The 11092-nt window shown below is 65.4% G+C and carries 11 protein-coding genes and 1 pseudogene; 7 read left to right on the forward strand and 5 right to left on the reverse strand.

The window, feature by feature from the left end; genetic code table 11:
- Positions 1-91: 91 nt before the first annotated feature.
- The 3 genes from ACU0DV_RS08165 (at position 92) to ACU0DV_RS08175 (ending at position 2596) form a co-directional block, all read left to right on the forward strand.
- Positions 92-724 (forward strand): ATP-dependent Clp protease proteolytic subunit, encoded by a 633-nt coding sequence (locus tag ACU0DV_RS08165; RefSeq protein ID WP_100927534.1) that lies wholly within the window; start codon positions 92-94, stop codon positions 722-724.
- A gap of 165 nt (positions 725-889) precedes the next feature.
- Complete coding sequence (gene clpX, locus ACU0DV_RS08170; RefSeq protein ID WP_100927533.1) at positions 890-2155, forward strand: ATP-dependent Clp protease ATP-binding subunit ClpX; 1266 nt, start codon at positions 890-892, stop codon at positions 2153-2155.
- Positions 2156-2239: 84 nt separating this feature from the next.
- Positions 2240-2596 carry a RidA family protein gene (locus tag ACU0DV_RS08175; protein WP_370313688.1) on the forward strand — a complete coding sequence of 119 codons (357 nt, stop codon included), beginning with the start codon at positions 2240-2242 and terminating at the stop codon, positions 2594-2596.
- Positions 2597-2602: 6 nt separating this feature from the next.
- On the opposite strand, the gene ACU0DV_RS08180 is transcribed toward ACU0DV_RS08175, so the two are convergent.
- Positions 2603-4378, reverse strand: a complete 1776-nt coding sequence (locus ACU0DV_RS08180; RefSeq protein ID WP_446241259.1) for an FkbM family methyltransferase — start codon at positions 4376-4378, stop codon at positions 2603-2605.
- A gap of 182 nt (positions 4379-4560) precedes the next feature.
- Here ACU0DV_RS08180 and ACU0DV_RS08185 point away from each other — a divergent pair, with 182 nt between their 5' ends.
- The 3 genes from ACU0DV_RS08185 to ACU0DV_RS08195 are packed head-to-tail and all read left to right on the forward strand — an operon-like array spanning position 4561 to position 5758.
- Positions 4561-4941 (forward strand): NADH:ubiquinone oxidoreductase subunit NDUFA12, encoded by a 381-nt coding sequence (locus tag ACU0DV_RS08185; RefSeq protein WP_100927531.1) that lies wholly within the window; start codon positions 4561-4563, stop codon positions 4939-4941.
- Positions 4938-5387, forward strand: a complete 450-nt coding sequence (mlaD, locus tag ACU0DV_RS08190; protein ID WP_100927530.1) for an outer membrane lipid asymmetry maintenance protein MlaD — start codon at positions 4938-4940, stop codon at positions 5385-5387. Before ACU0DV_RS08185 ends, mlaD begins: the two co-directional genes overlap by 4 nt.
- Positions 5384-5758: a DUF2155 domain-containing protein gene (locus ACU0DV_RS08195; RefSeq protein WP_446241258.1), complete on the forward strand. Its 375-nt coding sequence runs from the start codon at positions 5384-5386 to the stop codon at positions 5756-5758. Before mlaD ends, ACU0DV_RS08195 begins: the two co-directional genes overlap by 4 nt.
- A 23-nt stretch (positions 5759-5781) precedes the next feature.
- Here ACU0DV_RS08195 and aat read toward each other — a convergent pair whose 3' ends face one another.
- The 3 genes from aat to accB form a co-directional block, all read right to left on the reverse strand.
- Positions 5782-6435 carry a leucyl/phenylalanyl-tRNA--protein transferase gene (gene aat / locus ACU0DV_RS08200; protein WP_446241257.1) on the reverse strand — a complete coding sequence of 218 codons (654 nt, stop codon included), beginning with the start codon at positions 6433-6435 and terminating at the stop codon, positions 5782-5784.
- A gap of 150 nt (positions 6436-6585) precedes the next feature.
- The gene (gene accC, locus ACU0DV_RS08205) at positions 6586-7935 is read right to left on the reverse strand and encodes an acetyl-CoA carboxylase biotin carboxylase subunit (RefSeq protein WP_446241256.1); all 1350 of its coding nucleotides are present in this window, start codon (positions 7933-7935) and stop codon (positions 6586-6588) included.
- A 16-nt stretch (positions 7936-7951) separates the two neighbouring features.
- Positions 7952-8443 carry an acetyl-CoA carboxylase biotin carboxyl carrier protein gene (accB, locus tag ACU0DV_RS08210; RefSeq protein ID WP_100927526.1) on the reverse strand — a complete coding sequence of 164 codons (492 nt, stop codon included), beginning with the start codon at positions 8441-8443 and terminating at the stop codon, positions 7952-7954.
- A gap of 171 nt (positions 8444-8614) precedes the next feature.
- Between accB and ACU0DV_RS08215 the strand changes: the two are divergent.
- Positions 8615-10107 (forward strand): annotated as a pseudogene (locus ACU0DV_RS08215) (AMP-binding protein).
- Here ACU0DV_RS08215 and ACU0DV_RS08220 read toward each other — a convergent pair.
- Complete coding sequence (locus ACU0DV_RS08220) at positions 10053-10634, reverse strand: hypothetical protein (protein ID WP_446241255.1); 582 nt, start codon at positions 10632-10634, stop codon at positions 10053-10055. The pseudogene ACU0DV_RS08215 and the gene ACU0DV_RS08220 sit on opposite strands and share 55 nt — an antisense overlap.
- Between the last annotated feature and the right edge of the window lie 458 nt (positions 10635-11092).

Consider the following 11092-nt stretch of genomic DNA (forward strand, 5'->3'; position numbering starts at 1 on the left):
GCCACTTGCAGCCCCTCTACCCCGATACTAAGACTCAGGTAACACCTCGACGATACGACACTCAAATGACGCAGCAGCAGGCAGGCCCGAGATGAGAGACCCAGTTGAAACCTACATGAACCTCGTTCCCATGGTTGTCGAACAGACCAGCCGCGGCGAACGCGCATACGACATCTTCTCGCGCCTGCTGAAGGAACGCATCGTGTTCCTGAACGGCCCGGTGCATGACGGCATGTCGTCGCTGGTGGTGGCGCAGCTCCTCCACCTCGAGGCAGAGAACCCGTCGAAAGAGATTTCGATGTACATCAACTCGCCGGGCGGTGTCGTGACCTCCGGCCTGTCGATCTACGACACGATGCAGTACATCAAGCCGAAGGTCTCCACCCTCGTGGTCGGCCAGGCCGCATCCATGGGGTCGCTCCTGCTGACCGCCGGTGCCGCGGGCATGCGTTTCTCGCTGCCGAACTCGCGCATCATGGTGCACCAGCCCTCCGGTGGCTACCAGGGCCAGGCGACGGACATCATGATCCACGCCGAGGAAACGATCAAACTGAAGCGCCGCCTCAATGAAATCTACGTGAGGCACACCGGCCAGACCTACGAGGCGGTGGAGGCCGCGCTTGAGCGTGACAACTTCATGGACGCCGAAAAGGCCAAGGAATGGGGCCTTATAGACGAGATCGTCACGTCCCGCGTGCCCGAAGGTGAAGAATCAGACAGTTGATCTGCATGGTCCCGTTGCCGTTAGGCATGGGGCGAAATTTCGGATTGTCGCGCCGGGAGGGGTGGCCTAAGCTGTCCGGACATTGACGCAAGACGCTTGTCCGGGCCGCATACGGCGACCCTCCGCGGACGATGAAGACCGGGAAACCCGGGAAAGGTTCAGAGCATGGCGACGAATACAGGTGGTGACAGCAAGAACACGCTCTACTGCAGCTTCTGCGGGAAGAGCCAGCACGAGGTGCGCAAACTGATCGCAGGTCCCACCGTCTTCATCTGCGATGAATGTGTCGAACTGTGCATGGATATCATCCGGGAAGAGACGAAGGGCGCCGGCCTCAAGTCGGCCGACGGCGTGCCCACCCCCCGTGAGATCTGCGAAGTGCTGGACGACTACGTGATCGGCCAGATGAAGGCGAAGCGCGTCCTCTCGGTTGCGGTTCACAACCACTACAAGCGACTCAACCATTCGCAGAAGTCCTCCGACATCGAACTGGCGAAGTCGAACATCCTGCTGATCGGCCCCACGGGCTGCGGCAAGACGCTGCTGGCACAGACGCTGGCGCGCATCCTCGACGTGCCCTTCACCATGGCCGACGCCACCACGCTGACCGAAGCCGGTTACGTGGGCGAGGACGTGGAGAACATCATCCTCAAGCTGCTTCAGTCCTCGGAATACAACGTCGAGCGGGCGCAGCGCGGCATCGTCTACATCGACGAGGTCGACAAGATCACCCGCAAGTCGGAGAATCCGTCCATAACCCGCGACGTGTCGGGCGAGGGCGTGCAGCAGGCACTTCTGAAGCTGATGGAAGGCACAGTGGCCTCCGTTCCGCCGCAGGGCGGGCGCAAGCATCCGCAGCAGGAATTCCTGCAGGTGGACACCACCAACATCCTGTTCATCTGCGGCGGTGCCTTTGCCGGTCTCGACCGCATCATCAAGCAGCGCGGCAAGGGATCGGCCATGGGCTTCGGCGCCGACGTGCGTGACGACAGCGAGCAGGGCATCGGCGAAACCTTCAAGTCGCTGGAGCCCGAGGATCTGCTCAAGTTCGGCCTGATCCCGGAATTCGTCGGCCGTCTGCCCGTCGTGGCGACGCTGGAAGACCTGGACGAGGACGCGCTTGTCACCATCCTGACCCAGCCGAAGAACGCACTGGTCAAGCAGTACCAGCGCCTGTTCGAGATGGAAGACACCGACCTGACCTTCACCGACGATGCGCTGTCCGCCATCGCCAAGAAGGCGATCCAGCGCAAGACGGGCGCGCGGGGGCTGCGCTCCATCCTCGAAGGCATCCTGCTCGACACCATGTTCGAACTGCCGGGCATGGAAGAGGTGACGGAGGTCGTCGTGAACGAGGAGGCGGTCAACTCCGACGCCAAGCCGCTGATGATCTACGCCGACCAGAAGAAGGAAGGCGCGTCTGCGGGCTGAGGTTTCGGCAGGCAGGACATGTTTCAAAGGGCGGGGGGTTCCCCGCCCTCTTTCGTGAGACCACCACTTTTCCTGGAGAACAAAGTGACCATCAGACGTATTCATTCCGGCGGCCCGTTCGAGGCCAAGATCGGGTATTGCCGGGCCGTGGTGGCCGGGGGCTTCGTGCATGTCGCCGGCACCGTGGGGCAGGGCGACACCGTCACCGAACAATGCCGCGCGGCGCTGGACGTGATCGGCAAGGCGCTGGCAGAGGCCGGGTCGGGCTTCGACAAGGCGGTGCGCGTCAACTACTACCTGCCCGACGCGGCAGAGTTCGAACCCTGCTGGCCGATCCTCGCCGAGGTGTTCGGGGACAACCCGCCCGCGGCGACGATGGTCGAGTGCAACCTGATCGACCCGAAGTACCGGATCGAGATCGAGCTGACCGCGCTCGCCTGAGCGGCCTCAGCTTGCGATCCTCATGGCCTCGTCGACCAGTTGGTAGTCGGGGCCAAGCAGCGCCTGCATCTCTTCCTCAGGCGGCTGCGTCCAGGCGTCCCCTTGGCCGATGAACCCGCCGGCGATCAGGTCCTTCTGGATCGCGGCAAAGTCCGGCTCTCCGATATGCAGACGCTTGCGCGGCGTATCCATGCGGCCCCATGTGCGGCGCAGATGGTCGATCCAGAGCGGCTTCACCCCGGTGAACCCCTCTATATGGGTCGAGATATGCTGCGTCGCCTTCGACTTGCGCCGCAGGATCATCGCGACCTGCGCATCCGGCCGGCCCGCAAAAGCAAACAGGTGCAGCGACGACCCTTCCGCCGCGATGACCTGTTTCGCGGCGCGGTAGTGCGCGATCTGCACTTCTAGGCTGTGTTCCTGCGGGTGGAAGATCGTGTAGCCTTCCGCCTCCAGCAGGGCCTCCAGCGCGGCCTCGCCCAGCAGGGCACCGCGCTGCGGCCCAAGCCGTGAGCGGCTGATGTAAAGCTTCTCCGGGCCCTCTGCCTTCACCTTCTTGGCGAACCGCGCGGCCATCGCCGCACGGAACTCCGGCGTGCCCTTGCTGATCTCGCCCAGCCCGAACCCTTGTCCCGGCACCACCAGTTCGTCCGGTCTGAGCGCCACGCGCGCTTCCCGGATCTCGAGGCTTGTGCCCATCAGGTCGAGGAAGGCCCGATGGAAGCCGGGCGCCGGGTCGTCGTTGCCGGGGTTCTTCGGCACGAACAGGATGCCGTCGAAGTCCGACTGGTCCATCCCCTCAAGCGCCCAGAGGCGGGTGACACTCTCGGTGATGAAATGCGGGAAGTAGCGCCACAGCACCCCGCCCCACAGCCATTTGCCCGGCAGGCGCTCCACCGCGCCCTCCGGCATCGCGGGCGGCACGGTCAGCAGCCGCTGGCCCCGCCACAGCCCGGCATGTTGGACGGGCAGACCCTCGCGCGTCAGCACACCCGTTTCCTGCACGTGGCTGCGCGCGACAGGCGGCACGACCACCGGCCCTTCCAGAGTCACGCTTTCCCGCGACCACCCTTCGGTCGGTTGCGGCGGCGACAGGCGCACCTTGCGGATGCAGGTCCAGACAAAGCGCGTCGACTTCTCCTCGACCTTCGCGAAACCTGCCGCCCGCAGCGCGTCCTTGCACTGCTTGGTGCCCCTGGTGCCGTAAAGGTCGGGGTGAAACTCGATCACCAAGGCACGGATGCCGTCAAGGTTGGCATGGCTGAGGAAATCCAGCTCTCCGCCCTCGATGTCCATGATCAGGACAGAGGGCCGGAACTCCTCCCGGACCTTGTCGAAGGCGACGGTCGGCACCTCCACCGGGCGCGTCTGGCGCCCCTCGCGGTCGATCAGCGATGAGCCGAGGAAGGAGTTGCGGACATGGAACGTCATGCTCTCCGGCCGGTCGGGGGCGGAAATCACCAGCTGGTTGCGGACCTCGATCCGGTCTTCCAGCCCGTTCAGCGCATAGAGCTTCTCGATATGCGGCACGAGGCTGGGATTGGCCTCGAACGACAGCACCGCCTCTGGTCTTGCGTTCAGCGCGGTCACCGCCCCCACGACGCCAAGGCCAGCGCCCATCTCCAGCACACGGTCGCCTTCGCGCACAACGGCCAGGGCACCGGCGATCTCCTCGCCCTCGTAGCGCGCCTCTGCCATCCGCTTGATGCGCGTCTCGGTCAGGAACGGAGACGATGGCACTTTGACGCCCTTGCAGACGGCCGCGTGGGTCATTTCGGTCATGGCTGCTCGCTTGAGGTGCAACGTATGCGATGATCTTTTCGCCAACTGTGCCACGGTGACCCCGCCACACCAGCGATTTTTGGCAAATGGGTGAAGACAGGGGCCATCTGCGTCACCCGGGCCACTGGACCTTGGCCCCGTGTTTCGCCATACAAGCGATTGAAACGTCGAAGGAGTCGTCCATGGGCATTCTCAAAACCCTTCTGCGCGCGGTCACCTGGTGGAACGGCGCAACCCTGAACACCTTGATGTACACGGCGCGCAAGGGCACGAAGGTCGGCGAGGACGAGCAAGGCAATGCCTTCTATACCGGCGCCGACGGCAAGCGCTGGGTGATCTTCAACGGCGAGGCCGAGGCTTCCCGCGTGTCGCCCGACTGGCACGGCTGGCTGCATTACACCTTCGACGACCTGCCCAGCGAAAAGCCGCTGCCGCACAAGCCGTGGGAAAAGTCCCATATCGAGAACCTGACCGGCACCGCGCTGGCCTATGCGCCCCAGGGCTCCATCCGCCAGGCCCATCCTGCGGAGCGTCAGGATTACGAGGCCTGGAGCCCGGAATGAGTCATTCCGCCGGCGAAGTCACGCTGGGCGCGGCGGTTCTGGCCGGCGCGCTGGCCTTCGGCGTCTACACGATCCAGAGCACGGGCTATTCGCTTGGCGGTACGGGCTATGACCTGACCGCCTCTTTCCGTTCGATCGAGGGCGTGACCGTCGGCACCGACGTCCGGCTGGCCGGGGTGAAGGTGGGAACCGTCACCGACATCGCCCTCAATCCGACGACCTACCGCGCCGACACGGTGGTGACGGTCGAGGACGGCATCCAGATCCCCGACGACAGCGCGATCATCATCGCGTCCGAAGGGCTGCTTGGCGGCAACTACGTGGAAATCTCGCCGGGCGGCTCGCCGTTCTTCTTTGCCGCCGGGGACGAGATCCTCGACACCCAGGGCTCCGTCAGCCTGCTGTCGCTGCTGCTGAAGTACGTCGGCGGAGGGAACGAAGAATGACATTCCGGAACGCCTTTCTGGCGGCCGCACTGGCGGCGCTGTGCCTCGGCGGCGCGGCGCAGGCACAGGAAGAGGTCAATGCCGGCACAGGTGCCGTTCTGCGCGGCCTCGACAAGCTGAACGCCAAGGTGGCGGACTTCACCCTGCGCAACGGCGAAAGCCACGTCATGGGCCTCCTGGAGGTTGTGCTGCGCGAATGCCGCTATCCGGTCGGCGACCCGTCCGGCAATGCCTATGCCTTCCTCACCATCCGCGAGGCGGGCGTCGCCCAGCCGGTGTTCGAAGGGTGGATGGTGGCCTCGTCGCCTGCGCTCTTCCCGCTCGACCACCCGCGTTACGACGTATGGGTCCTGCGCTGCACGACGGAGTGACGGGCAGGGGGCTGCCCTCCGCTTCAGGAAACGTTCCGCTCCGCCCGGTTGGCCGCGTTGCGCGCCACAACCTCCGCGCCGCTTGAGGCCAGCGGCGCCCGCGTCAGGTCTGCGTCCTCCATCAGCGCCCGGGCCAGCAGGTGCCGGTACTCGGACCGGGTGATCTCTGTCGCGCCGAGCGTCGCGAGGTGCGGCGTCAGGAACTGCGTGTCGAACAGGGTATAGCCCGTCCGGCCCAGAAGGTCGGTCAGCCAGGCCAGCGCGATCTTGGAGGCGTCGGTGATCCGCGAGAACATGCTTTCGCCGCAGAAGGCTCCGCCCACCGACACGCCATAGACGCCGCCCACCAGCGCCCCCCGCGACCAGACCTCCAGCGAATGGGCATGGCCCATGTCGAACAGCTCTTCGTAAAGCAGGCGGATTTCGGTGTTGATCCAGGTCTCCGACCGGTCGGCGCAGCCGTCGATCACCCCGCCGAAGCAGGCGTTCAGCGTCACGGAATAATCTTCCCGTTTCAGGCGTTTGGCGAGGCTGCGCGAGATGTGGAACTGCCGGATCGGCAAGACACCCCGACGGCGGGGATCGACCCAGAAGATCTCCGGATCGTCGTGGCGTTCGGCCATCGGGAAGATGCCGGAACGATAGGCGTGCAACAGGAGGTCCGGTGTGACGGTCATGATCCGCGGGCAAGCGACGAGGTGTGCCTCCGACGGTAACGGATCGCCGGGGGCGCGGCAAACGGGTGTTGGCGGCAACGGGGACTGCGCGGGCAGCAGTCGGCTTCAAGCAAAAAGGCCGCCCCGGGGGCGGCCTCTCGTGTCATGCGATCACTTCAGACCGCCGGACTCCAGCCACTTCTCCAGCCAGTGGATGTTGTAGGCGCCGGTGTGGATGTCCTTTTCCCGCAGCAGCGCGTGGAACAGCGGCACCGTGGTGTCGACGCCGTCGACGATCAGCTCACCCAGCGCGCGGTTCAGCCGGGCCAGAGCCTCGGGCCGGTCGCGGCCATGCACGATCAACTTGCCGATCAGGCTGTCGTAGTAGGGCGGGATGCGGTAGCCGTCATAGAGCGCGGAATCCATCCGCACGCCAAGCCCGCCGGGCGCATGGAAGTGCGAGATCGTCCCGGGCGAGGGCCGGAATTCCGGCAGTTTCTCCGCGTTGATCCGGACTTCGATGGCGTGGCCGTTGATCTTCAGTTCGTCCTGGGTGAAGGACAGCTTCTCACCGGCGGCGACGCGGATCTGTTCTCGCACGAGGTCGACACCGAAGATCGCCTCCGTCACCGGGTGCTCCACCTGCAGACGCGTGTTCATCTCGATGAAGTAGAACTCGCCGTCCTCGTAGAGGAACTCGATTGTGCCCGCGCCGCGATAGCCCATTTCCGAGATCGCGTCGGCGCAGATCTTGCCGATCCGCGCACGCTCTTCGGGGGTGATGCAGGGGCCGGGGGCCTCTTCAAAGACCTTCTGGTGACGGCGCTGCAGCGAACAGTCGCGTTCGCCAAGGTGGACACCGCCGCCCTGACCGTCGCCGAACACCTGGATCTCGATGTGGCGCGGCTTCTGCAGGTATTTCTCGATGTAGACCTCGTCGTTGCCGAAGGCGGCTTTCGCCTCTGCCCGCGCTGTCTGGTAGGCCCGCTCCATCTGCGTCTCGTCCGCCGCGACCTTCATGCCGCGACCGCCGCCGCCGGCGGTGGCCTTGATGATGACCGGATAGCCGAACTCCGCCCCGATCTTCTTGGCGTCGTCGACCGTGGGCACGCCGCCCGCGGACCCGGGCACGCAGGGAATCCCCAGCGCCTTCGCGGTGTCCTTGGCGGTGATCTTGTCGCCCATCATCGAGATGTGCTGCGCCGATGGCCCGATGAAGGTCAGGTCGTGGTCTTCGACGATCTGCACGAAGCGGGCGTTCTCGGAAAGGAAACCATAGCCTGGGTGAATCGCCGTGGCGCCGGTCACTTCGCAGGCCGAGATGATCGCCGGGATCGACAGGTAGCTGTCGGGCGACGGAGCGGGACCGATGCAGATGGTTTCATCTGCCATACGGACGTGCATCGCGTCGGCATCCGCGGTGGAGTGCACGGCGACGGAGGGAATGCCCATCTCGCGGCAGGCCCGGATGACGCGGAGCGCAATCTCGCCGCGGTTGGCGATGAGTATCTTGTCGAACATGCTGTTCCTCTTGGGTTTATTCGAGGATGACCAGCGGGGCGCCGTATTCCACGGGTGCGCCGTCCTCGACGAGGATGCGCTTGACGGTGCCGGCGCGGGGAGCCGGGATGTGGTTCATGGTCTTCATCGCTTCGACGATCAGGAGCGTATCGCCTTCCTTGACCTGCGCGCCCACCGAGATGAACGACGGCGCGCCCGGTTCGGGCTGCATGTAGACCGTGCCGACCATGGGAGAGGTCACCGCGCCGGGATGCGCCGCCGGGTCTTCCGGCAGTTCCGCCGCGGCGGCAGGTGCTGCGGGCGCTGCGGCGGCTGCCGGTGCAGGGGCCGCGGCGGGGGCCGGGGCTGCGTAGGTCACCGCCGGTGCCGCGCGCGACACGCGGACGTTCAGGCTGTCGTCCTCGCCGTACTCCCGTTTGACTTCCAGCTCGGTCAGGTCGTTTTCCTGAAGGACCTCCGCCAGGGCCTTGATGAAGGCCACGTCTGTCTCGTGGGTGTTCTTGCTCATGCCGTCCTCGTGCCGTGCTCTTGCCGCTGCCAATGCCGATGGCGCCCGCGCCTTTGGTCCGCGCAGGCTGTCAGCGCTTATAGGTGAGGTTTGCGGCGGTGAAAAGCGACGCCGGCGCAGATTGCGCGGCTCGGCGCTTAATGTTTGGATCAGGGGCAGGGAGGATCGGGCATGAACTTAGCGGAATGGCTGACCCGGGCCGCCGCCGGGGACCCCGGGCGCGGCGCGCTTTTCGACGGCACGGACTGCGTTTCGGACTACGGCAGCTTCGAGTCGGCGGTGGCGGCGCTGGCTGGCGGTCTGGCGGCGCGTGGCGTGGCTCCGGGCGACCGCGTGGCGATCTTCATGAAGAACACCCCGCAGTACCTCGTGGGGCTCTTCGCCGTCTGGCGCGCGGGCGCTGTCGTGGTGCCGATCAACGCCAAGCTCCACGCGCGAGAGGCAGCCTGGATCATGGAGAACTCCGGCACCTGCCTTGCGCTGGCCACGTCTTCGCTGGCCGGGGCGCTGACCGATGTGACCGGGGTGCCCGTCGTGGCGGCCGGATCGCCGGAGTGGGACGCACTCTTTGCCACGCCTCTGCCGACAGTGGCCCGCGCGCCGGATGACCTTGCCTGGCTGTTCTACACCTCCGGCACCACGGGCCGCCCCAAGGGCGTGATGATCACCCACCGGATGCTGATGACCTTGTCGCTGAGCTATCAGGCCGATCTCGAACGGGTGGAGGCCGGGATGCGACGATCTACGCGGCGCCCCTCAGCCACGGTGCCGGGCTTTATAGCCTGATGCATGTCCGTGCCGGCGCGCGTCACGTCTTCCCGGCCTCGGGCGGCTTCAATGCGGGAGAAACCCTCGATCTGGCGGCGCATTTCGGACGGGCTCACATGTTCATGGCGCCGACGATGGTCCAGCGCCTGACCCGCCACGCGCGCGAGGCGGACCGCCGCGGCGAGGGGCTGAAGACGATCGTCTACGCCGGCGGGCCGATGTACCTGTCCGACATCCTCGACGCGACCGAAACCTTCGGTCCGGTTTTCGCACAGATCTACGGGCAGGGCGAATGCCCGATGGGCATCACCGCGCTGACCAAGGGAGAGGTAAGCGACCGGAGCCACCCGGACTGGCGGTCGCGCCTAGGTTCTGTCGGGCGGGCGCAATCCGCGGTGGAGGTGCGCATCGACGGCGCTTCCGAACCGGGCGAAATCGGTGAAATCCTCGTGCGCGGCGACGTGGTCATGCCGGGCTACTGGCAGAACCCGGAGGCCACGGCGAAGACGCTCAGGGATGGATGGCTGTGCACCGGCGACCTGGGCAGCATGGACGCGGACGGTTACGTCACGCTGAAGGACCGCTCGAAGGACCTGATCATTTCCGGAGGCACAAACATCTACCCGCGCGAGGTCGAGGAGGCATTGCTGGAACATGAGGACGTGCTTGAGGTCGCCGTTCTGGGGCGACCGCATCCTGAATGGGGCGAAGACGTGGTGGCCTTCGTGGTCAGCCGCGGCGCGCTGGACGTGGCCGCGCTGGACGCACATTGCCTGGACCGCATCGCGCGGTTCAAGCGGCCCAAAGCCTACTTCGCTGTCGAGGAACTGCCGAAGAACAACTACGGCAAGGTGCTGAAGACGTCTTTGCGCGACATGCTGGCCGCGTCGCCGTAACCCGCCTGCGCCTGGCTGGGCCGCGCCTCCTTGACCTCGATCTCCCGGGGTGCGGGTCTTGCGGGCGGCTCGGGCATCTGCGGCAGCATGAGCGAGGTCTCCTCGCCTTTTTCGGGTTCCCGGTTCGGGAACGGCAGGATCGCGTGCTCGGAGGCATTGGCCTTCGCGGCTTCGGGCGCGGGTCGGGCGGCGCCGGTGGCGGCGACAGCTTCTTCCGGCGTGTCCTCCGTCGTCTCGTCCGGCTGCCCGGCCGCATGTTCCGTCGCCTGATCGTTCAGCATCTGGCTGATCTTGATCTGCATGATCGACGGCGGCGCGTTATGGTTGCGCGGATCGGGTTTGCCCTGCGCGGTGTTCCAGAACGATGAGGGCGGTTGCGGGGACCCGAGCTGGGTCTCCGGTTGGCGTGCGTCGAGGATTGGCTTGATCTTCTGAACATCCACCGTCTTGTCCTCGACGGCGGGCAGGCCGCGTGTCTGGCCCATCACCTGCGGCGCACTCGTGAAAGAGAGGCCTGAGAGTTGCATTTCCACTGCTCCGTCCAGCGCGCCCCCACCAGATCATGTTTAGCATATGTTCTGCAGTTTCGCAGCCATGCCGCTAGAATTGGAAGGAAATTCTGAGGTGCTGATTAACGGAGGCTAAGACCGGGTTGAGGGTGGAAACGAGTATCCGGACATAAATGCGTGTGTTCACCTATTGTAAACGATCCGCCAGGCGTTTCGAACGGTTGGCTGGCGGTGTCTTCCGAATGAGCTGTTATCCGAAAGGAAACGCGACCGCCGGGGCGGTCGCGCTTTAATTTTATCGCGGCCCTGCATGGTGCCGCGCGGGCCTCACTCCTTGTTCATTCTGTTTTCGATGAGGTCGTCGACGACGGCTGGTTCTGCGAGTGTGGATGTGTCGCCGAGTGCGCCGTAGTCGTTTTCCGCGATCTTGCGCAGGATGCGGCGCATGATCTTGCCGGAGCGGGTCTTGGGCAGGC

The sequence above is a fragment of the Sagittula sp. genome, assembly GCF_052825245.1.